Source organism: Hydrocarboniphaga sp. FW305-C-57 (assembly GCF_058783045.1).
Window position 1 is genome coordinate 333,195 of record NZ_JBYSYG010000003.1, and the last position, 23,956, is coordinate 357,150.

At 67.3% G+C, this 23,956-nt stretch carries 22 protein-coding genes; 8 read left to right on the forward strand and 14 right to left on the reverse strand.

Annotation, left to right across the window (positions count from 1 at the left end; translation table 11 throughout):
- Window positions 1–6 precede the first annotated feature (6 nt).
- Window positions 7–1,035 (forward strand): alpha/beta fold hydrolase, encoded by a 1,029-nt coding sequence (locus tag AC3WUM_RS08865; RefSeq protein ID WP_492409860.1) that lies wholly within the window; start codon window positions 7–9, stop codon window positions 1,033–1,035.
- Window positions 1,036–1,057: 22 nt separating this feature from the next.
- Here the strand turns inward: AC3WUM_RS08865 and AC3WUM_RS08870 are convergent, their stop codons facing one another.
- The 7 genes from AC3WUM_RS08870 to metG all read right to left on the reverse strand — a co-directional run bounded on the left by AC3WUM_RS08870 (window position 1,058) and on the right by metG (window position 8,633).
- A complete protein-coding gene (locus tag AC3WUM_RS08870) occupies window positions 1,058–1,435 on the reverse strand; it encodes a YchJ family protein (protein WP_492409861.1) in 378 nt (125 codons plus the stop codon).
- 34 nt (window positions 1,436–1,469) lie between these two features.
- A complete protein-coding gene (locus AC3WUM_RS08875; RefSeq protein WP_492409862.1) occupies window positions 1,470–2,621 on the reverse strand; it encodes an acyl-CoA dehydrogenase family protein in 1,152 nt (383 codons plus the stop codon).
- A gap of 233 nt (window positions 2,622–2,854) precedes the next feature.
- Window positions 2,855–3,517, reverse strand: a complete 663-nt coding sequence (gene nth / locus AC3WUM_RS08880; protein WP_492409863.1) for an endonuclease III — start codon at window positions 3,515–3,517, stop codon at window positions 2,855–2,857.
- A 12-nt stretch (window positions 3,518–3,529) separates the two neighbouring features.
- On the reverse strand, window positions 3,530–4,756 hold the full coding sequence (locus AC3WUM_RS08885; protein ID WP_492410000.1) for a 3-deoxy-7-phosphoheptulonate synthase class II: 1,227 nt from the start codon (window positions 4,754–4,756) through the stop codon (window positions 3,530–3,532).
- Window positions 4,757–5,174: 418 nt separating this feature from the next.
- Window positions 5,175–5,846, reverse strand: a complete 672-nt coding sequence (locus AC3WUM_RS08890; protein ID WP_492409864.1) for a hypothetical protein — start codon at window positions 5,844–5,846, stop codon at window positions 5,175–5,177.
- A gap of 65 nt (window positions 5,847–5,911) precedes the next feature.
- The gene (locus AC3WUM_RS08895; RefSeq protein WP_492409865.1) at window positions 5,912–6,496 is read right to left on the reverse strand and encodes an RnfABCDGE type electron transport complex subunit B; all 585 of its coding nucleotides are present in this window, start codon (window positions 6,494–6,496) and stop codon (window positions 5,912–5,914) included.
- Window positions 6,497–6,503: 7 nt separating this feature from the next.
- The gene (metG, locus tag AC3WUM_RS08900; protein ID WP_492409866.1) at window positions 6,504–8,633 is read right to left on the reverse strand and encodes a methionine--tRNA ligase; all 2,130 of its coding nucleotides are present in this window, start codon (window positions 8,631–8,633) and stop codon (window positions 6,504–6,506) included.
- A gap of 161 nt (window positions 8,634–8,794) precedes the next feature.
- On the opposite strand from metG, the gene AC3WUM_RS08905 reads away from it, so the two are divergent.
- The 7 genes from AC3WUM_RS08905 (at window position 8,795) to dcd (ending at window position 16,080) form a co-directional block, all read left to right on the forward strand.
- A complete protein-coding gene (locus AC3WUM_RS08905; RefSeq protein ID WP_492409868.1) occupies window positions 8,795–9,271 on the forward strand; it encodes a MarR family winged helix-turn-helix transcriptional regulator in 477 nt (158 codons plus the stop codon).
- 24 nt (window positions 9,272–9,295) lie between these two features.
- On the forward strand, window positions 9,296–10,636 hold the full coding sequence (locus AC3WUM_RS08910) for a TolC family protein (protein WP_492409869.1): 1,341 nt from the start codon (window positions 9,296–9,298) through the stop codon (window positions 10,634–10,636).
- A gap of 84 nt (window positions 10,637–10,720) precedes the next feature.
- Window positions 10,721–11,809, forward strand: coding sequence for an HlyD family secretion protein (locus AC3WUM_RS08915; RefSeq protein ID WP_492409870.1), 1,089 nt, complete (start codon window positions 10,721–10,723; stop codon window positions 11,807–11,809).
- A complete protein-coding gene (locus AC3WUM_RS08920; RefSeq protein WP_492409871.1) occupies window positions 11,806–13,368 on the forward strand; it encodes a DHA2 family efflux MFS transporter permease subunit in 1,563 nt (520 codons plus the stop codon). Before AC3WUM_RS08915 ends, AC3WUM_RS08920 begins: the two co-directional genes overlap by 4 nt.
- A 44-nt stretch (window positions 13,369–13,412) precedes the next feature.
- Window positions 13,413–14,489, forward strand: a complete 1,077-nt coding sequence (apbC, locus tag AC3WUM_RS08925; RefSeq protein ID WP_492409872.1) for an iron-sulfur cluster carrier protein ApbC — start codon at window positions 13,413–13,415, stop codon at window positions 14,487–14,489.
- Window positions 14,490–14,501: 12 nt separating this feature from the next.
- Complete coding sequence (locus tag AC3WUM_RS08930; RefSeq protein WP_492409873.1) at window positions 14,502–15,410, forward strand: aldo/keto reductase; 909 nt, start codon at window positions 14,502–14,504, stop codon at window positions 15,408–15,410.
- A gap of 103 nt (window positions 15,411–15,513) precedes the next feature.
- Window positions 15,514–16,080 carry a dCTP deaminase gene (gene dcd, locus AC3WUM_RS08935; RefSeq protein ID WP_492409874.1) on the forward strand — a complete coding sequence of 189 codons (567 nt, stop codon included), beginning with the start codon at window positions 15,514–15,516 and terminating at the stop codon, window positions 16,078–16,080.
- A 45-nt stretch (window positions 16,081–16,125) separates the two neighbouring features.
- Here the strand turns inward: dcd and AC3WUM_RS08940 are convergent, their stop codons facing one another.
- The 7 genes from AC3WUM_RS08940 to AC3WUM_RS08970 form a co-directional block, all read right to left on the reverse strand.
- A complete protein-coding gene (locus AC3WUM_RS08940) occupies window positions 16,126–16,677 on the reverse strand; it encodes a mechanosensitive ion channel domain-containing protein (RefSeq protein ID WP_492409876.1) in 552 nt (183 codons plus the stop codon).
- 101 nt (window positions 16,678–16,778) lie between these two features.
- Window positions 16,779–17,606, reverse strand: a complete 828-nt coding sequence (locus AC3WUM_RS08945) for a heme ABC transporter ATP-binding protein (protein ID WP_492409878.1) — start codon at window positions 17,604–17,606, stop codon at window positions 16,779–16,781.
- A complete protein-coding gene (locus AC3WUM_RS08950; RefSeq protein WP_492409879.1) occupies window positions 17,606–18,694 on the reverse strand; it encodes a FecCD family ABC transporter permease in 1,089 nt (362 codons plus the stop codon). The genes AC3WUM_RS08945 and AC3WUM_RS08950 overlap by 1 nt, the downstream gene beginning before the upstream one ends.
- A gap of 3 nt (window positions 18,695–18,697) precedes the next feature.
- Window positions 18,698–19,561, reverse strand: coding sequence for a heme/hemin ABC transporter substrate-binding protein (locus AC3WUM_RS08955; protein WP_492409880.1), 864 nt, complete (start codon window positions 19,559–19,561; stop codon window positions 18,698–18,700).
- Window positions 19,554–20,600: a hemin-degrading factor gene (locus AC3WUM_RS08960; RefSeq protein WP_492409881.1), complete on the reverse strand. Its 1,047-nt coding sequence runs from the start codon at window positions 20,598–20,600 to the stop codon at window positions 19,554–19,556. Before AC3WUM_RS08960 ends, AC3WUM_RS08955 begins: the two co-directional genes overlap by 8 nt.
- Window positions 20,601–20,623: 23 nt before the next feature.
- Complete coding sequence (locus tag AC3WUM_RS08965) at window positions 20,624–21,901, reverse strand: HmuY family protein (RefSeq protein WP_492409882.1); 1,278 nt, start codon at window positions 21,899–21,901, stop codon at window positions 20,624–20,626.
- A 43-nt stretch (window positions 21,902–21,944) separates the two neighbouring features.
- On the reverse strand, window positions 21,945–23,894 hold the full coding sequence (locus AC3WUM_RS08970) for a TonB-dependent receptor plug domain-containing protein (protein ID WP_492409883.1): 1,950 nt from the start codon (window positions 23,892–23,894) through the stop codon (window positions 21,945–21,947).
- Window positions 23,895–23,956 lie beyond the last annotated feature (62 nt).

Sequence of the window (23,956 nt, forward strand, 5' to 3'; positions counted from 1 at the left end):
GCCGCCATGATCCGCACGATGACTGCAATGCTGCTGGCCTGCCTTGCGCTGCCCACATTCGCGACCCCGCCGCCCGACAATCCGCCGGCCGTGCGCGCCGAGGCCAAGCCGAGCCCGGCGCTCGGCATGGAGGGCTTCGCGTATCCGTTCCTGGTTCGCAGCTTCGCGTTCGAAACCCAGCGCCAGGGCCTGCAGATGGCGTACATGGACGTCGCCCCGACCGGCAAGCCCAATGGCCGCACGGTCGTGCTGCTGCACGGCAAGAATTTCTGCGCCGCGACTTGGGAGGCGCAGATGCGCTCGCTGCTGGCGGCGGGTTACCGCGTGGTGGCGCCCGACCAGATCGGCTTCTGCAAATCGAGCAAACCGGCGAGCTATCAGTACAGCCTCGCGCAGCTCGCGGCGAACACGCATGCGCTGACGCAGAAGCTCGGCCTGCAGCGCATCACGCTGATCGGCCATTCGATGGGCGGCATGCTCGCGATGCGCTACGCGCTGATGTATCCGCAGCAGCTCGAAAAGCTCGTGCTCGTGAACCCGATCGGACTCGAAGACTGGCTCGCGGAGGGCGTGCCGTACCAGGGTATCGACGCGTACTACGAGAAAGAGCTCAAGACCAGCGCCGGGAGCATCAGGCAGTACCAGCTGAAGACCTATTACGACGGCAAATGGAAGCCCGAGTACGACCGTTGGGTGCGGATGCTCGCGGATCAGTACGACGGCGTCGACGGCAAGCTCACGGCGTGGAACCAGGCGCTGACGACCGACATGCTGCTCACGCAGCCGGTGATCCGCGAGATCGATCGCATTCGCGTGCCGACGCTGCTGATGATCGGCCAGCGCGACAACACCGCCATCGGCAAGGACGCGGCTCCGCCGTCGGTGGCGAAGCGGCTCGGCAACTATCCGAAGCTCGGACGCCAGGCCGCGCAGCGGATCGCAGGCTCGGAGCTCGTGAGCTTCGACGATCTCGGACACTCGCCGCAGGTGCAGGACGCCGCGCGCTTCGATGCGGAGCTGCTCAAGCGACTGTGAGGCGGGCTCGCAGTGCCGCGACTCAGCTCAGATCGCCGTCGACGTAGAACCAGCGCGCGTCCTCGCGCACGAAGCGGCTGATCTCATGCAGCCGTTGTGCGCTGCCGCCGCCGAGCTTGAACTTGGCGACGAACTCGACGACGGCCGCATCGCCCTGGCTCTCGTGACGCAGCACTTTGAGTCCCAGCCATTTCGGCGGCGGCGTTTCGGCCGCCAGATCGAGGCTCGCCGGCCGCGTGCTCGCATGCCAGCTCGCGAGCAGATAAGCCTCGAGCCTGAGCACGTAGGCGCTGTAGCGCGAGCGCATGAGCGCTTCGGCCGTCGGCGCCGCGGCGCCCTCCTGGTGAAAAGGCTCGCAGCAGTGCGCGTACAGGCGCTGCTCGTCGCAGGGGCATTTCATCCCGCGATGCTCGCGCCCGGAACCAGGCGAGGCATCAGCGCCCGACCAGCGAGCGCGCGATGATCTCCTTCATGATCTCGCTGGTGCCACCGTAGATGCGCTGGATGCGCGCGTCGGTCCAAAAGCGGCTGATCGGGTATTCGGTCATGTAGCCGTAGCCGCCGAACAGCTGCAGGCAGGCGTCGGTGACGCGGCCTTCGAGTTCGGTGGTCGACAGCTTGGCCATCGCGCCGGTGACCGGGTCGAGCGTGCCTTCGGCGTATTGCGCCGTGCACTTCTCGATGAAGGCGCGATGCACCTCGATGTCGGTCTTCATCTTCGCTAGCTCGAAGCGCGTGTTCTGCAGGCTCGCGATCGTCGCGCCGAAGGCCTTGCGCTGCGTGACGTATTCGATGGTCTTGTCGAGCGCGCCCTGCGCATGCCAGACCGCGCTGATCGCGAGCGCCAGGCGCTCGCGCGGCAGCTCGTCGATCAAGTGGCCGAAGCCGCCGCCGACGCGCCCGAGCACCTCGCTCGCGTGGATGCGCAGGTTGTCGAAGAACAGCTCGCTGGTGTCGGCCGAATGCAGGCCGATCTTGTCGAGATTGCGGCCACGCTTGAAGCCCGGCAGCGCGGTATCGACCGTGAACAGCGTGGTGCCCTTGGCGCCGGCTTTCGGATCGGTCTTGGTCGCGAGCACGACGACGCCGGCGTGCTGGCCGTTGGTGATGAAGGTCTTGCTGCCGTTGATGACGAAGTGATCGCCATCGGCGGTCGCGCTGGTCTTCATGCCCTGCAGGTCCGAACCCGCGCCGGGCTCGGTCATGCCGATCGCGCCGATGCATTCGCCGCTGGCCATGCGCGGCAGGTACTTGCGCTTCTGCTCTTCGCTGCCGAGATGCAGGATGTACGGCGCGGCGATGTCCGAATGCACGGTGAGGTTCGAGGCCAGCGCCAGAAAACCCATGCGCGAGACTTCCTCGATCACCACCATCGAGAACGCGAACGGAGCGCCCGATCCGCCGTATTCCTCGGGCTGGTCGACGCAGAGCAGGCCGTTGGCGCCGAGCGCCAGATACAGCTCCTTCGGAAAGATGCCGGCCTTTTCCCAGCTTTCGTAGTGCGGCTCGACCTCGTCGGTCAGAAAGCGGCGCACGTTGTCGCGGAACAGATCGAGCTCTTCATTGCCGGCCGTCATCGTCTTCATCCTCCAGTCCAGTATCGAATGCAGCGATTATCGCGATGACGGCCCCGCGCGTCGCCCTTCGGATGGGTGGGGTGCAGTACGGTGAGTGCCGGTGCAGCAACCCGCGGGCTCGGCGGCATGACCGTCGGGCGAGGAGCATGGCGCCGCCCGCTCTGGCGTCGCAGCGTGCAGGGCGACGCGCAAGGCCTGTGCGCCCGTGCGCCGGCGCAGCAGCGGAGTGTGACCGGGACGATCTACTTCGCGGCTGATTTGACCGGCGCTTCCGGCAGCGTCTTGTGCTTGTACTCGCACAGATCGACGATGCCACAGCGCCCGCATTCGGGCTTGCGGGCCTTGCAAATATAGCGTCCGTGCAGGATCAGCCAGTGATGCGCGTCGCGGGCGAATTCGTCGGGGGTGAATTTGACGAGCCGGTCTTCGACCTGGCGCACGTTGCTGCCGGGCGCGAGCCCGGTGCGATTGGCGACGCGGAAGATGTGCGTGTCGACCGCGATGGTGTGTTCGCCGAACGCGGTGTTGAGCACCACGTTGGCGGTCTTGCGGCCGACGCCCGGCAGCTTCTCGAGCGCTTCGCGATCACGCGGCACCCCGCCGCCGTGTTCGCGCAGCAGGATCTCGCACAGCGCGATCACGTTCTTGGCCTTGGCGTTGAACAGGCCGATGGTCTTGATGTGTTCGCGCAGGCCTTCGAGGCCGAGATCGAGGATCGCCTGCGGCGTATTCGCGACCGGGAACAATCTCGCGGTGGCCTTGTTGACGCCGACGTCGGTCGCCTGCGCGGACAGCACCACGGCCACCAGCAGCTCGAACGGCGTGGTGTAGCGCAGTTCGGTGGTCGGGTGCGGGTTGGCTGCACGCAGGCGCTCGTAGATGGCGCGGCGCTTGGCTGGGTTCATCGAGGCGGGCTTTCAGGTTAAAAGCAGCGGTTCTGGTTCGGCAGGCGATTGTGGCAGCTCGCGGCTGGCCTTGTCCGCGTTCTCGGCACGCGACGGCGCGAGTACCGAACGCGCGACAGCGGCCAGCGCGAGCGCCTGCACGGCGTTGAGCCGCGGATCGCAATGCGTCTGGTAGCGCAGCGGCAGGTCCCGCTCGGACAGCTCTTGCGGTCCGCCCGTGCATTCGGTGACGTTCTTGCCGGTCATCTCCAGATGCAGGCCGCCGGCGTGGCTGTTCTCCGCGCGATGCACTTCGAAGTAGCCACGCACTTCGTCGGCGACGCGCTCGAACGGCCGCGTCTTGTAGCCACCGGCCGCAGTCTGCGTGTTGCCGTGCATCGGATCGCAAATCCAGATCGCGGGCCGGCCTTCGCGCTGCAAGGCGCGCACGAGCGCGGGCAGCTTGTCGCGAACGCCTTCGGCGCCCATGCGCGAGATCAGCGTGATGCGTCCGGGCTCGCGCCGCGGGTCGAGCACGTCGAGCACGCGCAGCAGTTCGTCGGGCGTCATCGACGGCCCGCACTTGAGTCCGAGCGGGTTGGCGATGCCACGGCAGAATTCCAGATGCGCGCCGCCGAGCTGGCGCGTACGATCGCCGATCCAGAGCAGGTGCGCCGAGCAGTCGTACCAGTCTCCGCTGACGCTGTCCTGGCGCGTGAGCGCGGCCTCGAACGGCAACAGCAGCGCTTCGTGGCTCGTGTAGAGGCGCGAGCCCTTCGCGATCGACGATCCGTCGAGCGCGCGCAACAGGTTCAGCGTGATCGCCGATTGCTGGTAGGCGCGCAGCATGCGCTGAGGATCGGGCACGCGGCTCTGCGCGTCGAAAGCCGGCCCGTTGACGATGTCGCCGCGATAGCTCGGCAATTCGACATCGCCGATCTTCTCGATCGCGGACGAGCGCGGCTTGGCGAACTGACCCGCGATGCGCCCCACCGTGACGACGGGCAGGTGAGCGCTCAGCGTGATCGCCATTTCGCGCAGTGTGCGATGCGTGTCGCGCAGGTTGCTGGCCGAGAATTCGGCGAAGGATTCCGCGCAATCGCCGCCCTGCAGCAGCAGCGCCTCGCCGTTGGCGACGCGAGCGAGTTGCGCCTTGAGCGCGCGGATTTCGTCGGCGAGCACGAGCGGAGGCAGCTGCCGCAACTGCGCGATCACGCGCGCATGCGCGTCGGCGTCGGGATATTCGGGCGCCTGGCGGATCGGATGCGCCTGCCAGCTCTGCGGGTGCCAGGTGGCGGCGCCAGGTGATCGTCGTCGCGGAACGGAATCCGCGTCGGCGGCGGCGATCGAATCGCCGGTGATGACGTCTTGGTCGAGCTTGAACACTGCCTTTGCTCCTGGTTTGGAGCCGCTTCCGCGGTGGCGATCGTTCGAGTGAGTTCGTGGGAGCTCGGACCTCTGGAAACACGAAAGCCGCCTGTTCGGAGGCGGCTTTCGTTGAACAACGGAAATCAGCCGCCGGCTATCGATACGGGCGGTAGTACCAAAATCGTGCGGTATGGGCGGCGAGGGCCGTCGGGGTCTTCATGGCGGCGCACAGGTTAGTCAGGCATTTCGCAAACGGCAAGCAGAAATTCTTCATCGAGCCGATAGCGAACGTCGAAGATCGCGGTGGTCGTCACGGCGACTGCGCGTCCGAGAAGCCGCTCAGGATCTCGTAGCGAATGCCCTGGCCGTCGGCCTGCAGCACCTTGAAGCGCGCATCGCGATACCCGATTTCGGTCGGCGCTTTCGGGTCCAGCGTATAGCTGAGCGTCTGCTCGTAGCTCGGCAGGCTCAGGCTGTTGGCGTAGTCGCGATAGCGCAGCGTGAGCACGTCGCCGGCGCGGCCCTGATAGATCAGCTCGGATTTGAAACCGCGCATCGTCGAGCCCGGTCCGAGGTCGTATTTGACTGCGGGTTCCAGTGGTCGCTTGGAGCTCACGAGGCCGAGGTTGCTGACGAGCACGTGATCGAAATCGCCGTTGCGGTCGAGATCGTAGAAGCAGGCGAAGCTCGATTCGATCGGCGTGCAATAGGCGCGTTCGCCGTCGACGTCGCGAGCGACGAGCCGCGTGCTGATGGTCACGCCTCGCCGCCCCGGAGCTGGCGGAATGCTGGCCTTCGGAAACGCTTCGGGCGCCGCCGAGTAGCGCGCCTGATCGAACATCACCTCGCCGACGCGCGCGGTCGCGGTTTCACCGACGCGGTAGCGGCCGCCTTCGTGCGAATCGGAGACGTCGCGGATCGTGGTGCAGGCGCCGAGCGCGATGCAGGCGGTCGATAAAGCCAGAAGTCGTTTCATGGTCATGAGTGCATCATCAGGCGAGCGCCGCTCGCGAACTCAAGCTGCAGACCGCGACGGCGCCCGGGCGTTCAACGCTGGCGCGCACGCGCGAGTGCGGCCGCCACCGGGTCGAGCGCCGCGCTCGGGTTCGGACGCAAGCGGCGACGGCGCTCGGCGTCTTCGTCCGCCCAGCGTTTAAGCCGTGCGTTGCGTGCTTCGTAGAGCGAGCGGAATTCGCCGCTGCGCCTGCGCGGCAACGGTAGCGCAGGCGCTTCTTCCATGACGATGCAATCGACCGGGCAGGGCGGAATGCAGAGCTCGCAGCCCGTGCACTGCGCTTCGATGATCGTGTGCATGAGATTGGCGGCGCCGACGATCGCATCGACCGGACAGGCCTGGATGCACTTGGTGCAGCCGATGCAATCGGCCTCGACGACGCGGGCGACGCGCGCCACGGGCCAGTCATCGCCGCAGTCGCGAGCCAGTGGCAGTGCAGGCTTCTGCAGCAGCGAGGCGAGCGCGGCGATGGTCTCGTCGCCGCCGGGCGGGCAGCGATTGAGTTCGGTCGCATCGCTTGCGAGGGCTTCGGCGTACGGACGGCAGGCGTCGAAGCCGCAGCGCGTGCATTGCGTCTGCGGCAGCAGGGCATCGATGGCGTCGGCTGTCGCGCCCATTTTTCGCTTACTTGACGCGCATTCCGGGTTGCGCGCCGTCGTCGGGCGACAGCAAGAACGGAGCGCCGCCTTCGGCGCTCGCGGCGAGCACCATGCCTTCGCTCATGCCGAACTTCATCTTGCGCGGCGCAAGGTTGGCGACGCAGATCGTCAGCCGGCCGACGAGGCTCTCAGGCGCGTAAGCGGACTTGATGCCCGCGAACACCTGGCGCTTGCCGAGTTCGCCGAGATCGAGCGTCAGGCGCAGCAGCTTGTCGGCGCCTTCGACGTGATCGGCGGTTTCGATGCGGGCGATGCGAAGTTCGACCTTGGTGAAGTCGTCGATCGAGATGCTGTCGTTTTCCGCTCTTCCGATTGCGGGAGAGGGTGGCGCGCTAGCGCCGGGTGAGGGAGCGCTCTTGGCCGACTTCGCAACGCCGGCTTTGCCGGCGCCCCCCTCACCCTGGCCCTCTCCCCCCGCTGCGCGGGTGGAGAGGGAAGCTTCATTTGCCGGCGGCGCTTCTTCTGCGAGCATCGCGTCGATGGCCTTCTGCTCGATGCGCAGCGCGAGCGGCTGGTAGGCGTTGATCGGGTGATCGAGCAGCGGCGTGGCCGCATCGGCCCATTGCAGCGGCGCGACGTTGAGGAAGGCTTCGGCCTGTGCGGCGATCTTCGGCAGCAGCGGCTTCAAGTAGATCGTGATCTGGCGGAAGGCGTTCAAGAAGCTCGTGCAGACGCGATGCAGTTCGGTCGCGCGCTCGGGATCCTTGGCCATCGCCCACGGTGCGAGGCGCTGGATCTCGGCGTTGGCGTCGTCGGCCATGAGCATGATCTCGCGCACGGCGGCCGCGTAGTCGCCGGCTTCGAACAGCTGGCGCAGGCCGTCGGCTTCTTCGGCGAAGTCGTCGAACAGGGCCTTGTCGTGGAGCTGGTCGGCGAGCCGGCCGCCGAACAGCTTGTGGATGAAGCCCGCGCAGCGGCTCGCGATGTTCACGTACTTGCCGACGATGTCGCTGTCGATGCGCGCCTTGAAGTCGGCGAGATCGAGGTCGAGGTCATCGACGCCGCTGCCGAGCTTGGCCGCGAAGTAATAGCGCAGGTAATCGGAATCGAGATGTTTCAAGTAGCTGCGCGCCTTGATGAAGGTGCCGCGGCTCTTGCTCATCTTGGCGCCGTTGACGGTGAGATACCCGTTGACGTGCAGCTTGGTCGGCGTGCGGTGGCCGGAGCCTTCGAGCATCGCGGGCCAGAACAGGCCGTGGAAGTTGACGATGTCCTTGCCGATGAAGTGATGCAGTTCGGTCGGCGAACCGGCGTTCCACCAATGGCCGAAGTCGAGATTCTGCTGCTCGCACCAGCGCGCGAAGCTGCCCATGTAGCCGATCGGCGCATCGAGCCAGACGTAGAAGAACTTGCCGGTGGTGCCCGGAATCGCGAAGCCGAAGTAGGGCGCGTCGCGCGAGACGTCCCAGTCCTTGAGGCCCGCCGCGAACCATTCCTTGAGCTTGGCGACGACCGAGGGCTGCGCCACTTCGGCGTCGCCGCCCTGCGAGAGCCAGCCTTCGAGAAAGCCCTGGAACTTGCCGAGTTCGAAGAAGTAATGCTCGGAGTCGCGCATCACCGGTGTCGCGCCAGAGACCACCGAGCGCGGGTTCTTGAGGTCGGTCGGCGAATAGGCCTTGCCGCAGACCTCGCAGTTGTCGCCGTACTGGTCGGGCGAGCCGCAGTTCGGACATTCGCCCTTGATGTAGCGATCCGGCAGGAACATCTCGCGCGTCGGATCGTAGAGTTGCTGGATCGTGCGTGCCGCGATCACACCACGGGCCTTGAGTCGGTTCCAGATCAGCTCGCTGTAGCGCTGGGTCTCGGGCGAGTGCGTGCTGTGGTAGCAGTCGTGGATCACCGAGAAATCGCGGAAATCCGCCTCGTGGCTGGTCTTGATGTCGGCGACGAAGGCTTCGGGCGCTACGCCGGCCTTTTCGGCCGCGAGCATGATCGGGGTGCCGTGCGCGTCCTCGCCGGCGACGAAGTGCACCTCGTGCCCGCGCATGCGCTGGAAGCGCACCCAGATGTCGGTCTGGACGTAGCCCACCATGTGGCCGAGGTGCAGCGGACCGTTGGCGTAGGGCAGGGCGTGGGTGACCAGGATTTGGCGCATGGCGTGAGCGTCGGCGGCGAGCTTTGCGAAAGGGGTCGCGATTTTACACCTCGGGTGGTGACACGCCGCCTCGCGGGCCCGGCAGCTCGAATGCTTGCCCGGATTGCGGCTGACCGAATCGATACTCAATAATGCTGAGTATCTTCCGATGCGATCCGTCCGTGCCCGATTCCCGTCCCCAGGCGCCTTCCAGGTTCTCGCTGCCCGCCGAATTCAACGGCCACCTGGGCGTGCTGCTGACGCGCTGCCGCCAGCGGCTGATCGAGCGGCTCGACGCGACGCTCGAGTCCGATCGGCTCGGCATCCGCCACTTCGCGGTCGTCAGTCTGATCGAGCGCGCCGAGGGAATCAGCCAGGTCCAGATCGGTGAAGCGATGGGCTATGACCGCACCACCACGATGAAAATCGTCGATGAGCTGGAGCAGCGCGGCATGGTCGAGCGCCGCCGCCAGCGCCGCGATCGCCGCGCCAACGCCATCGCCCTGACCGTCCAGGGCCGGCAATGGTGGGAGTCGAAGAAGCCGCAGGTGATGGGACAGGAGGCCTTGTTCATGGCGGCTTTGACGCCAGGCGAACAGCTGCTGCTCAAGGAACTGCTGAGCCGGCTGGTGTACGGGCCGGCCGCCAGAACGTCTTGATACGGTTCAAAGGAGATCGTCACCATGGCTGAACATTCGAGCTGGGGGCATCGCATCGTGGGCGTCTCGCTGCTGGCGACTTTGCTGCTCGGCGCGCCGGCTGGCGTGCTTGCCCAGCAGGACACGGCTGCGCTGAACCTCGCCGATCTGATCGAGCGCGCGCTGCAGAACTCGCCGCTCCAGGGGCTGGCCGACCGCGGCCTGGCGCTCGCCGAAGCGCAGCGCGACATCAGCCGGGGCGCGTTGCTGCCGCAGCTCGACCTGCAGGCCATGCAGGCGCGCCAGACCAGCAATCCGGCCGCCATGGGCTTCGAGTTTCCGGGCATTCCGGAGCTCATCGGCCCGTTCTCGGTGTTCGATGCGCGCGTGCGCCTGTCGCAGAAGCTGCTCGATCTGTCGACGATGAGCGAAGTCAGCAGCCGCAATTTCGCGGTCGACGCGGCGCGCGCGCAGGTCGAAGTGCAGCGCGAACAGCTCGCGGCCCAGGTGGCGGTGTCGTTCATCCGCGTGCTGGCCGGCGAACAGGCCCTGGAGTCTGCGCAGGCCGACCTGAAACTCGCCGAAGACCTGCTCGTGCAGGCGCGCGACCAGCGCCAGGCCGGGGTCGCCGCGGGCGTGGACGTGTCGCGCTCCGAAACGGCGGTGGCGCAGGATCGCTACGCGGTGTCCGAGGCGCAGACCGCGATCGCGCAGTCACGCCTGCAGTTGCAGCGACTCGCGAGCCTGCCGATGGGACAGGCGCTCACGCTGTCGGGCGATCTGAAGGCCGACGGCGCGCTCGCGACCCGCGCCGACGATGCGCTCGCGGTGGCGCGCAGCGATCGCGCCGATCTGGCGCTTGTGCAGGCCCAGCTCAAGCAGGCCGAAGCCGCGCTGCAGGCGGCCCGGCGCCGCGTGCTGCCGACCGTTTCGGCCTTCGCCGACTACGGCCTCTCGGCCAACACGCCGAACAAGAACGAGCAGGACACCTATCGCTACGGCGCGCAGATCCAGATGCCACTCTATGCGGGCGGCGCAGTCAGCGCCGGCAAGGCCGCGGCCGAACTGCAGGTCGAGCAGCAGCGCCTGCGCCTCGACGATCTGCGCGAGCAGATCGAGCGGGACGTGCGCCTGGCCGTGGTCACGGTGGCGAACACGCGCGAGCAGATGACGGCCGCCGAAGCGGCGCTGGCCTTTGCCGAGCGCGAGCTCGAACTCGCGCGAGACCGCTTCCTCAATGGCATCGCCAACAACGTCGACGTCGTCACCGCGCAGGCCAATCTCGCGCGGGCCCGCTCGCAGGTGGTGTCCGCGCAGGCCGCGTATCAGCAGGCGCGCGTGAACCTCGCGTCCGCGCAGGGACATGCGCGGCAATTCCGTCTGTGATCCGGTGCTGATCTTTTCGAGCCGGACGTTTCTCATCCTTTCGGTCGCCGAGGCGGCCTTCGTATCGGTAGAGCCGCAGAACTCATGAACGACACAAGCGCAGAGCAGAAGAAATCCAAGGCCCCGATCGCCTTCGCGGTGCTCGCGGTCGCCGCCGTCGGCGCCGGCATCTGGTGGTGGACCTCGCGTGGCTATGAGTCGACCGACGACGCCTTCATCCAGGCCGACGTGACGATGGTCGCGCCGCGCGTTTCGGGTACGGTGACCAAGGTCTACGTCAGCGACAACCAGGTCGTCGCCGTCGGCGCGGTGCTGTTCGAACTCGATGCCGAGGACTACGAAGCGAGGCTGCGCCAGGCCCAGGCCAATCTCGCCGCCGCCCAGGCGCAGACGCTGTCGGCGCAGGCCGATCTCGAGCTCACGCGCACGCGTGCTCCGGCCGGGGTGACGCAGGCGCAGGCCGGCCTCGCCGCGGCGCGCGCGCAGGCCGATCGCGCGCAAGCCGACGTCAAGCGCTACGAGGCGCTTTACGCCAAGGACGAAGTCTCCAAGCAGATTCTCGAACAGGCGCAGACCAACTACCGTGCGATGCGCGCGCAGGCCGACCAGGCCGTCGCCGCGCTGACCTCGGCCCGAACCACGCCCGAGCAGATCGCGGCCAAGGAAGCGCAGCTCGCGAGCGCGCAGGCCGCCGAAGCGCAGGCGCAGGCCGCGGTCGACCAGAGCGCGCTGCAGCTCAGCTACACGCAGATCAAGGCGCCGAGCGCCGGGCGCATCACGCGCAAGAACCTGCAGCCCGGCTCGCAATTGCAGGCTGGATCGCCGGTGCTCGCGCTGGTCGGCAACGCGCCGTGGATCGTCGCCAACTTCAAGGAGACGCAGCTCCAGCATCTGCGGGTCGGCCAGCCGGTCGATGTGAAGGTCGATGCCTATCCGGGCCGGCATTTCAGCGCGCGCGTGCAAAGCCTGCAGGCCGGAACCGGCTCGGCCTTCAGCCTGCTGCCGGCCGAGAACGCCACCGGCAATTTCGTCAAGGTGGTGCAGCGCGTGCCGGTGAAAATGGTGTTCGATCCGGCGCCCGACGCGGCGCTGCATCTGGCGCCGGGCATGTCGGTGGTGCCGCGCGTCGATGTGCGCGACGAGGGTGGCACCAAGCTGGCGACCGCGCAGTGACGCAAAGCGTCGCCGCCAACTGGAATCCGCGACCGAAACTGCTCGCGGCGGTGGTCGGCTTCTCCGCGTTCATGGAGGTGCTCGATACCTCCATCGCCAACGTCTCGCTCGCGCACATCGCCGGATCACTGTCGGCGAGCCAGGACGAAGCGACCTGGGTGCTGACCTCGTACCTGGTCGCCAACGCGATCATCCTGCCGATGACGGGCTGGCTCGCGAACAGCATCGGTCGGCGCCGCTACTACATCAGTTCGATCATCCTGTTCACGCTGGCCTCGGTGCTCTGCGGGCTGGCGCCTTCGCTGCCGGTGCTGATCGCCGCGCGCATCCTGCAGGGCCTCGCGGGTGGCGCGCTGCAGCCGGTTTCGCAGGCGATCCTCGCGGATGCGTTTCCGCCCGAGAAACGTGGGGCTTCGATGGCGATTTACGGCATGGCCATCGTTTGCGGGCCGGCGATCGGCCCGCCGCTCGGAGGCTTCATCACCGACAGCTACAGCTGGCATTGGATATTCCTCGTCAATGCGCCGATCGGTCTGTTTCTGGCGACGGCGGCGATGCGGCTCGTGCATGATTCGCCGGCCCAGCTCGAAGCCCAGCGCCGCCGGCGCGAGGAGCCGTTCTCGGTCGATTACTTCGGCTTCGCGCTGATCGCGATCGGCATGGGCGCGCTGCAGGTCATGTTCGACAAGGGCCAGCAGGAAGACTGGTTCGATTCGTCGTTCATCCGCAGCTGCCTGACCCTGTGCGTGGTCTCGCTGTCGACGCTGGTCTGGTGGGAGCTGCGCCACCCGCATCCGATCGTCAACCTGCGCCTGTTCCGCAATCGCAATTTCATCGCGGCCAACGTGCTGATCTTCGGTGTCGGCGTGGCGATGTTCGGCGCCATCGTGCTGCTTCCGCAGTTCGCGCAATCGGTGCTCGGCTATTCGGCGATGGACGCCGGCCTGGTGATGTCGCCGGGCTCCCTGCTGCTGATCGTGCTGATGCCGATCGGCGCCAGGCTGGTCGGCAAGGTGGATCCGCGCCTGATGGTCTGCCTGGGCTTCGTCTCGACCGGCATCGCCATGATCGTGACCGCCCACTACATGAGCGCGTCGGTGTCGCAGGGCCAGATGATCATGCTGCGCTGTATCCAGAGTTTCGGCATGGCGTTTCTGATGGTGCCGATCAATGTGCTCGCCTACGTCGGCCTGCCGCCGACCGAAGGCGGCAACGCGGCCGCGTTGATCAATCTCATGCGCAACATCGGCTCGAGTGTCGGCATTTCGCTTGCCGTGACCTGGCTTGCGCGCGGACTGCAAATCCATCAATCGCAGCTCGTCGATCGCGTGAACCTGCTCGATCCGGCCTACCAGCAGACGATGGCCGCCATGAGCGGCAGCTTCGACACCACCGCTGCGCAGGCGGTGATCGCGGGGCGGGTCGCGCAGCAGGCCGCACTGCTGAGCTATGCGGACGATTTCTACTTCTTCGGCGCGGTCGCGTTGCTGGTGGCACCCTTGATCTGGATGTCCAAGCGACCGCCAGCCGGGGCGGCGGCGCCTCCCGAAGCTCACTGAGCTAGACTCGGCGCCCGCTTTTTTCCCGGTATCGAAGGCGCCGCATGTCCCAGGTTCACCAGCAGCTGCAAGCCGCACTCGCCACCTTCGTCGACCCGCTGATCGGGCGCGATCTGCTGTCTGCCGGCGTTTTGCGCCGCACCGAGATCGCGGGCAAGCGCGCGCTGATCGAGCTGGAACTCGGCTTTCCGGCGCAGCGCTACGAGCACACGCTGCGCGACGCGCTGGCCGCTCACCTGCGGCAGGCGGTCGGCCTCGAACCGCAGGTCACGGTGCGCTGGAAAGTGACGGCGCATGCGGTGCAGAGCAAGCTGCAACCGCTCGCGCAGATCCGCAACATCATCGCGATCGCGAGCGGCAAGGGCGGTGTCGGCAAGTCCACGGTCGCGGTCAATTTCGCGCTCGCGCTGCAGGCCGCGGGCGCGCGCGTCGGCCTGCTCGATGCCGACATCTACGGCCCGAGCCAGCCGCGCATGCTCGGCAGTTCGGCGCGCCCGACCTCGCCGGACGGCAAGATCATGAACCCGGTCGTCGCGCACGGCCTGCAGGCGATGAGCATCGGCTTTCTGGTCGACGACAGCCAGCCGACGATCTGGCGCGGGCCGATGGTCACCTCGGCGCTCATGCAGCTGCTGACGGAGACGCGCTGGCAGGATCTGGACTACCTGATCATCGACATGCCGCCGGGCACCGGCGACATCGCGCTGACGCTGTCGCAGCGCATTCCGCTGTCGGGCGCCGTGGTGGTGACGACGCCGCAGGACATTGCGCTGCTCGATGCGCGCAAGGGCCTCGAGATGTTCAAGAAGGTCAACGTCTCGGTGCTCGGCGTGGTCGAGAACATGAGCGTGTTCTGCTGCCCGAACTGCGGCCATCAGACCGCGGTGTTCGGCACCGGCGGTGGCGACCGGCTCGCGCAGGACACCGGCGTCGAAGTGCTCGGCCGCCTGCCGCTCGATGCGCGCATCCGCGAACTCGCCGACAGCGGCAATCCGACCGTTGCGGCGGAACCGGCTTCCGATGCGGCCAGGCTCTACGGCGAGATCGCGCTGCGCGCAGTGGCGAGGCTCGCGCATGGCGCGGTCGAGGCGTTTCCGAGTATCGAGCTGTCGGACGACTGAGGCGCTTCTGCGATGAAGCGCAGAACGCTGCTGCTGCAAAGCTTTGCCGCAGCGGCTGCGACGCCGCTGCTGCCGGCGTGGGCCCGGCAGGCCGCCGAGCCCTTGCTCAGGCGGCGCATTCCGAGCTCGGGCGCCGAGCTTCCGGTGATCGGCCTCGGCACCTCGGGCGCCTTCGAAGTGGGCGATTCGGCGGCCGAGCGCGAGCCACTTGCCGCGGTGCTCGACGAGCTGCTGAAGCAGGCCGGCAGCGTCGTCGACACGGCGCCGAGCTATGGCAGCGCCGAGTCCGTGCTCGGTTCGCTGCTCGCCGCCAAGGCGCAGCGCGAGCGCTGCTTTCTGGCGACCAAGATTTCGTCCTATTCACCGCAGGCCGCCAGGGCGCAATGGCAGAGCTCGCTCGCGCGGCTGCGCACCGACAAGGTCGAGCTGCTGCAGGTGCACAGCCTCGTCGACCTGCAGTCGAACCTGCGGTTTCTGCGCGAGCTGCAGCAGGCCGGCAGCACGCGCTACATCGGCGTCACGCATTACCGCGATGAGGCGCATGAAGAACTCGTCGACGTGGTGCGCACGGAGAAGCTCGATTTCGTGCAGATCAACTATTCGGTGGTGTCGCGCTCGGCCGAGCGCGAGCTGCTGCCGCTGTGCGCCGATCGCGGGGTCGCCGTGCTCGTCAACCGCGCGTTCGAGGATGGACGCCTGTTCGCGCAGGTGAAGGGCAGGCCGCTGCCGGACTGGGCCGGCGAGATCGGCTGCGCGTCCTGGGGCCAGCTCATGCTCAAGTTCGTGCTCGCCCATCCCGCAGTCACCTGCGTGATTCCGGCCACCTCCAAGCCCCGCAACCTGCTCGACAACCTCGGCGCCGGGCGCGGGCGCCTGCCTGATGCGAAGCAGGCGCAGCGGATCGCGGCGCTGTTCGGCTGAATCCGGCGGGCCGGCCGATCGGCTTGGCCCCGGCAGCCCGCTGGCTCACAATGCGCGTCCCGAGCCGGCCGCCGGCTCTTTCTTGAAGCAGACCGCATCGACGATGAGCATCAAGTCCGACCGTTGGATCAAGCGCATGGCCCGCGATCACCGCATGATCGAGCCGTATGAGGAAGGCCAGGTGCGCACCCAGGACGGGGGCCGCATCGTCAGTTACGGCACCAGCAGCTACGGCTACGACGTGCGCTGCGCCGACGAATTCAAGATCTTCACGAACATCAACTCGACGATCGTCGATCCGAAGAACTTCGATTCGAAGAACTTCGTCGACTTCAAGGGCGAGGTCTGCATCATTCCGCCGAACTCGTTCGCGCTCGCGCGCACGGTGGAGTACTTCCGCATCCCGCGCTCGGTGCTCACGATCTGCCTCGGCAAGAGCACGTATGCGCGCTGCGGCATCATCGTCAACGTGACTCCGCTGGAACCCGAATGGGAAGGCCACGTCACGCTCGAATTCTCCAACACCACGCCGCTGCCCGCGAAGATCTACGCCAACGAAGGCGTGGCGCAGATGCTGTTCCTCGAATCCGACGAAGTCTGCGAAGTCAGCTACAAGGATCGCGGCGGCAAGTACCAGGGCCAGACCGGCGTCACGCTGCCGAAGACCTGATGCCGTCGCTTGCCCTCTCCCGCTGGGAGAGGGAGAAAAGCGTATTCAGCGATACCGCCTCAGTATTCGCTGGAAGAACTGGCTGTTCGGAATCTGCAGCATCGCGGCGGGTTTCAGCGAGCCCTCTTCGTGCACTTCCTCGAGCGTGGTGTAGATCAGGTTGATGTCGATCACGCGGCCCTTGGCGCCGGGCTTGTCGCTAGCTTCGACGAGTTCGATCTGGTCACCGATGCGGAACGAGCCGGTGATCGCGATCAGCAGCGTGCAGAAGATGTTCGACAGCACGCTCCAGGCCGCGAAAAAGGCCACCGCCGCCACCGCGGCGAAGCCCGTGAACGCGGTCCACAGCACCGAGCCCGAGACGCCGAAGCGGCCGAGTGCGGCGAGCACCGCGCCGAGGTAGATCAGAAAGCCGCTCAGGCGGCGCGTCATGATCACCACTTCGCGCGGCAGGTTGTAGCGCTGGCCCAGGCGCTGGATCAGCTGGCGCAGCAGCGTGCGCAGCAGCCAGGCCCCGATCAGGATCAGCAGCACTTGCATGGTCGGCACGATCACGTCGAGCCATTCGTGCGTCCAGGCGGGCAACCATTCTTTCATCGGCGAAGCGTCGGTCATCGGCGGGCGCGCATTTTAGGCGCTGGACCCGCCCCGGTCATTTCGCTCGGGCGCGTAAGCGGCAGCCCTTGCGATGCGCCGGCTCAGGCCGCCTGCGGTCTCACCGTCATCGATGCGAGCGCATCGGCGCGCGGCACGATGACCGATTCGCGGCTTCCATCGAGCGCGGCCCGCCGCAGGCCGATGCCGTAGACCTCCGAGAGGCGCCATGGATCGAGCACCTGGTCGGGCGGGCCGCAGTCGACGAGCCGACCGCCGTCGAGCAGGGCGATCTCGTCGGCATGCCGCGCGGCGAGGTTGAGGTCATGCAGCACCACGGCGACGCCGTAGCCTTCGCGCGCGAGCTGATGCGCGAAATGCAGGATGAAGTGCTGATGCGCGATGTCGAGCCCGGCTTCGGGTTCGTCGAGCAGCAGATACGCCGGCCGTTCGCCCGGACGCCGGCCGGCGTCCCAGACCTGGGCGAGCACGCGTGCGAGCTGCACGCGCTGCTGCTCGCCGCCCGACAGCTCCAGATAACTGCGATCGGCCAGGTGCCCGGCGCAGGCCGCTGCGAGCGCTTCGAGTGCGATACGTTCGTCCAGCGTGTTCGCCCGATGCGGGGCCGCGCTACGGCCGAGCAGCACCACTTCGCGCGCCGAGAAGCCGAAGGCCAGCTGCACGCGCTGCGACAGCACGGCGCGACGCCGGGCGAGCGCTTCGGGTGGCCAGTCGGACAGCGGCTGGTCGTCGAGCGTCGCGTTGCCGAGACTCGGTTCGACGCGCCCGGACAGCAGCGCGAGCGCGGTGGATTTGCCGGCGCCGTTCGGGCCGATCAGCGCCAGCAATTTGCCGGGTTTCACGGACAGAGTGAGACCGTCGATGAGGGTGCGCCGGTGACTGAACAGACTCACCTGGTCGAGTGCGAGCATCAGCGGGACTCCACGATCGGGCTGCGCAACAGCAGCCATAGGAAGAACGGACCGCCGACGAGCGCGGTGAGCACGCCGAGCGGCAGTTCGGCGGGTGCGGCGAGCGTGCGCGCGAGCGTGTCCGCGGCCGGAACCAGCGCGGCGCCGCCGAGCGCGGAGGCCGGCAGCAGCAGGCGGTGATCGGGGCCGAAGCTCAGCCGCAGCAGATGCGGAACGACGAGGCCGATGAAGCTGATGATGCCCGTGAAGGCGACGGCCGAACTGACCATCAGCGCGACGAGGCCGATCAGCAGTTTCTGCACGCGCGCCGGGCGAAAGCCGAGGAAGGCGGCTTCGTGCTCGCCGAGCAGCAAGGCGTTCAGCGCACGCGCCTGCGTCGGCAGCACCAGCAGCGGCAGCGCGATGCACGGCACCACGATGACCAGCCGCTTCCAGTCGCTGCCCGAGAGGCTGCCGAGCGACCAGAAGGTGAGATCGCGCAGCTGGCGTTCGTTGGCGAGGTACTGCAGCCAGCCGACGCCGGCCAGCGCGATGGCGTTGATCGCCACGCCCGCGAGCAGCAGCGTCGCCACGCCCGGACGACGGCGGCCGATGCTCCAGACCAGCAGCGTCGAGCCGAGCCCGCAGGCGAAGGCGCCGAGCGCGATCGCGTCGGGCGGCGCGCCGTTCGCGAACACGGCGCCGCCGAAGACGATGGTCGCCACCGCGCCGAAGGCCGCGCCGGACGACACGCCGATCAGCGCCGGATCGGCGAGCGGATTGCGGAAAAGCCCTTGCATCGCGACGCCCGCGGCCGCGAGGCCGGCGCCGACGACAAGCCCGAACAGCAGCCGCGGCAGTCGCAGCGTGGTGACGATGGCGTCGTCGCCGATGGCCTCGGCGCCGCTCGCGGCACGCCAGAGCGCGCCGATGACGTCGGCGGCCGGAATGTCGACCGCTCCGCTGCCGAGGCTCCAGATGGCGATGACCACGACGAGCGCGGCGAGCGCCGGCAGCACGAGCGCCTTGCTTGCGCGATGCCCCGAAATCGCGGCGCCACGCTGCGGAGCCGCAGCGGTGGACAGCGTCGAGTTCGCCGAATCGGCCATTTCCTACTTGCCGGAAGCCGCCGGAATGCGCGCGAGTTCGGCCTGCAGCTCGGTGGCTTTTTCGACCGTGCGCGGGCCGAAGCCGAGCAGCGCCTGTCCGTCGACGAGTAGCACGTGGCCGTTCCTGCCGGCCGGCGTCTGCGCGACACCCGGCAGCTTGAGCACCTCGGCCACGCCGCCGTTGGCGTCCCCGCGATTGTTCATGAGCAGCAGCACGTCGGGCTCGAGCGCGATCAGCGCCTCGGGCGACAGCGGCTTGTAGCCGGTGTACGCGTCGACGACGTTGGTTCCGCCGGCGAGCTTCACGGCCGCATCGGCGGCGGTTTCGCGGCCCGACACCATCAGTCCGCCTGCGGCTCCGCTGAGCAGGAAGACGGTGCGTGGGTGCGTCGGCATCGCCGCGACTTTGCCGGTGAGCGCCTTGGCCTGCGACTCGATCTGCTTCGCCAGTTTTTCCGCCGCTTCGCGGCGTTCGAGCAGCTCACCGATGCGACGTACCTTGGCCGCGATCGCATCGGGCGTGTAGGTGACCGGAAAGCTTTCGAGCTGCACGCCCGCGCCGCGCAGCTGTTCGAGCACGGTCGGCGGACCGGCGTCGTGGGTGGCGATCGCGAGCTTCGGACGCAGCGCGAGAATGCCTTCGGTGCCGAGCTGGCGCACATAGCCGACGTTGGGCAGCGAGCGCGCCTGCGCGGGCCAGATGCTCGTGGTGTCGACACCGACGAGCGCGCCTTCGGCGCCGAGCGCGTAGACGATTTCGGTGATGTCGCCGCCGAGCGAGACCACGCGCTCGGGCGGCGCGGAGGAAGCTGTGTGAGGCAGCAGCGCCGCAGCGGCGAGCAGCAGCGCAACACGAAGCTTAAGCACGCAGATCCTCCAGCAGCCGGCGCCATCCAGCCTGTTCGGGAATGCCGGGCTTGCGTTCGCCGAACAGCGTCAGCACGAGCTCGTCGTCGGCGTCGAAGCATTCGATCGAGTGGATGTCGCCGTCCTCGGACGGCTTGCGCACGAGCCAGCAGCCGACGATGGCGGCGCTGTTCGCGTGCAGGTTGAAGTCCGGATCCATGACGTTGAACCACGGCCCGGCGCGCATGAGCTTGTGCACGCGGCCCGTGTAGATCTGCACGATGCCCGGGTTGCCGACGAAGGCCATGATCGACTGGCCGCGCTCGGCGGCGAGCATCAGCGCGCGCTCGTGGCTGTCGATCGGCAGGCGCCTGGTGAAGATCGGCGCGGCGGCTTCGAGCGCGCTCAGGCGATCGGCACCGTGGCGCTTGAGCAGGCCGTGGAACTGATGCGTATCGGTCATCGCGGCCCAGTCGGCGAGCAGGGCCTGCGCATCTTTCGGCGCGCTGCGTGCAGCCTTCGGCCCGGGCCTGGCGAATTCGATCGCGGGCCGCTGCTCGAGCGCGGCAAAGCGCTCGATCAGCGCGTTCCAGGCGGCCTTGTACGTGCTGTCGTCTTCTTCGCCGAAGAAGTAGATCTTGTGCACGGCGGTGCCCGCTGCATCGAAGAACTGGAGGCTGTCGCGTCCGCCCTGCGCACTCTGGCGCACCGCATAAGCGTGTTTCCACTTGCCTAGGAACAGGCGCAGGTCGATCTCGCCGAGGCACAGGCCCATCTGCCCGCTCGCGGCGATGTCGACGTTGCGGATCACGCCCTTGGTCTCGTGCACCACGGCCTCGTTGCGGCTCAGCGTCATCACCCGGCCGAGGCCTTCGAGCGCCTGGATGATCTCGCCGGCGCGCGGCTCCAGACGCAGCACCTCGTCGGCCGGCTCGGTCAGCAGCAGCTGCAGCTCGGAGACCCCGAGCTGGGTGGCGGCATCGCGGATGCGCAGGCGCGGTTGGTCGGCGCGCAGGCGATCCCATTGCGAGCGCAGGTTTTCAGTGACGGTCAGGTTCATCGCGTCTCTCGTCCGGGCTCGGCTCATTCGGCCGGCTGCACGTTGAACTCGAAGGTCCAGGTCTGCTGGCTGTTGCGGTCGGTCGGATCGGCGTAGCGGATCTCGGTCAGGTGCAGGCGCGCATAGCTCTTGCCGTCACCCGAGCGCAGTAGCGCACCGGCCGCGCTGTTCGGCGTCAGGCGATGCGCAGGCTCGCTCGCCGTTGCACCCGCGGTCGGGTTGTAGCTGTAGAAGCCGTAGTCGAGCGCACCCGGATAGGTTCCGGTGTAGGCCGGGCTCAGCACCGAGCCCTGGCTGTCCTTGACCCAACCGCTGGTGTTGGACGGCGTGGAGAATTCGTTCGCAGTCAGCGCGGCGAGCGTGTCGTCCGGCGTGGTACCTGTGAACTTGGAAGCGATCGGGTCGCCGGATGCGTCGTAGAAGCCCTCGATCTCCTTGCCGAGATAACCGGCCACGGTACCGCCGCCCGAGCTGCCGCCGTTGAGCTTGATGTCGTAGCGGCGGAACGCGATCTGCCAGGCGTTCGACGTCGCCGCCGCCTCGTCGCTGAGGTTCACGACGGCGCCGTTCTGGAGGTCGTAGTAGACCCAGGCATTGCTGTCGGTGGCATCGATGGTTTCGGTGCGGACCACGTCGGGCGTGGCGCGATCGATCCAGCGAATCTTCGGATAGCCCGAGGCGGTGCCCGAGGTGCCGCCGTAGTAGCCGATCAGCTGCACGGCGTAGGTCGCCGCGCTGGTGTCGGACGGATTCGCATTGACCAGATAGATGCGGTAGTTCGGATAGAGCAGGTGATCGGTGGACGCGCCGGTGACGCCGTAGGCGTACCAGCTCTTGCTCGTGAAGATGTTGCTCGCGCTGTCGGCCACATAGAGCGAAGCCACGCTGCTGCCGCTGCTCGGATCGGTGGTCGCATTGGTCCAGGTCGACAGCGTGCTCCAGTCGAAGAATGCGAACGCCGCACCGCTGCCGGCGCTGTTGGTTACGCCGCCGTTGCTGCGGAACGAAGGGGCTGTGCCGCCGATGAGCTGAAAGTCCCAGCTCGTGCTGGCGCCGCAATCGGCCGCCGTGCCGGCGTCGAAGTCGTAGCAGAGCGAACCGCTGGAAGGCGGCGTGATGCTCCAGGTCTTTGCGGTGGTCTGGAAGCTCTGAGCCGTCGGCGTGGTGGGCGTTTCGCCGCCGCCTTCATCGTCGCTGCCGCCACCGCCGCCGCAAGCCGACAGCGCGAGCGAGAACAGGCTGGCGGCGAGCAGGCGTCGAAATGGAACCTGGGCCTTGGAGAGCGGGGCGGGGGTTTGCATGCGGGTTTTCCTTGGAGTCTTTCGGATGGGTTGATGGAAGGCGTCAGCGCGAGGCAGGCGGCGACCACTGCCAGCGCGCACCGAGGTAGATGAAGCGGCCGACGATCGGGCTGAAGTCGTTGCTGTCGGCGAAATCGCGCTGGACGTCGAACAGGTTGTCGAAGCCGGCGAACAGGTCCAAGCCTTCGCGCAGCGCCTGATTGATCTTGAGATCGACGACGGTCCAGGACGGCGATCGTCCACCACTGTCGCTGTCGACGAGCTCGCTGCTCTGGTAGCGGCTGCGCAGCGAAAGCGTGGTGCGCGTGGGCAAGGTCCAGTTCGCGCCGAGCCTGGCCATATGGCGTGGACGACGCGTGAGATCGCCGCCGCGGCTGCGGTCTTCGGTATCGGTGAGCGTGTAGCTTGCGTTGAAATCGAGCCTTGCCGAAGCCTGCCAGCGCGCGCTGGTCTCGATGCCCTGCGTCATCGCGCGCGAGATGTTTTCGTAGCTGTAGTAGCTGATGCCGTTGATGACCTGCGCGTTCTGCAGATCGGTCTGGATCAGGTCGCGCACCTTGTTGCGGAACAGGTTCAGCTCGGCGCTCAGGCCATCTCCATGCTGCAAGGTGAAGCCGGCCTGGTAGCTGTCCGACTGTTCGGGATCGAGGTTCGGATTGCCGATCACCCGGTAGCCGAGCGAGCTGTGATCGAACAGGTAATAGCGTTCCTTGAGATTCGGCACGCGATAGCCCTGGCCGACGCTGAAGCGCAGCGTTCCGCTCCAGTCGCCGCTTTGCAGCACTTCGCCGCGCAGGCTCGCCTTCGGCACCGCATGCGAGCCGAAATCGGAATCGTCCTGCCAGCGTCCGCCGATCAGCAGCTCCCAGCGATCACCGAGTGCGATGTCGTTCTGAACGAACAGCTCGTTGCTGTGGCGAACGACATCGTCGTCGCTGTCGAGCTCGGAGACACCGTTGCTGGTTTGCGTGAGCGCTTCGCGGTGGTAATCGCCGCCGAGCGTCAGCAGCTGGCTGCGCCAGACCGGCAAATCGAGCTGGGTGGTGAGGTGATCGAGCCGCTGTTCGGTGCGCCGGTCACCGGCGACCGAGTCGCTGGAGAATTCCTGCGAATGGCCTTCGTAGCGCTCGTCGACGCCCTTGATCTGCAGTCGAGCTCCATTGGCCCACGACCAGCTGCCGCCCGCGGCATGGCGATCGCGGTTTATGCCCTCATCCTTGTGCTGCGGGATGTAGTTCGGCGGGGCGTAGTACTGATAACGGCTGGTGTCGTCCTCGCGATAGAAGCTGCTGTCGACCCAGAACGCGCCATGCCCGGCCGGAAACCAATCGACCCGTCCGCTGTATTGCTGGCGGCGCATCGCATCGCCCTGGCGCGTCCATGCGCTTCGATCGGCGGTGAAGCCGGCATCGTCGACGATGTCACCCGCCAGCCGGCCGCGCAGCGTCTTGCCGCCGCCTTCGATGCGCAGCTGGGCGTGACGGCGCGCGTCGTCGACCTCATTGCCCGACACGTTCTGCGAACCGTAGCTGCCGATGTCGACGATCGCTGCGCCCGCAAGCCCCTCCGCGACCGGCCGCGTGATCACGTTGATGACGCCGCCCATCGCCGAGCTGCCGTATTGCGCCGAGGTCGCGCCTTTCACGACTTCGATGCGATCGACCGTCGCGAGCGAATACTGGCTCAGATCGACCGTCGAGCCGGTCGAGGCGCTGATCGGCAGGCCGTCGATCAGCACCAGCACCTGGTCGCTGGTCAGTCCCTGCAGCGACAGCTGATAGCCCGACTTGCCGTGCACTTCCTGCAGCTGCAGGCCCGGCACGTTTTCGAGGGCTTCCTTGAGCGAGCGCGCATTGAGCCGCTGGATTTCGGCCTGATCGACGACTTCGGTGCGGATCGGCGTTTCGTCGAGCGTCTTCTCGGTACGCGTCGCGGTGACGACTACCGCAGGCAGATGCGCGGTCGCTGGCTGGGTCACATCGGCGGCTTGCACTGGGGCGCTCGCGATCAGTGCGACACGCATCAGGACGGACAGCAGTCTGGAAAAAGGAGAAG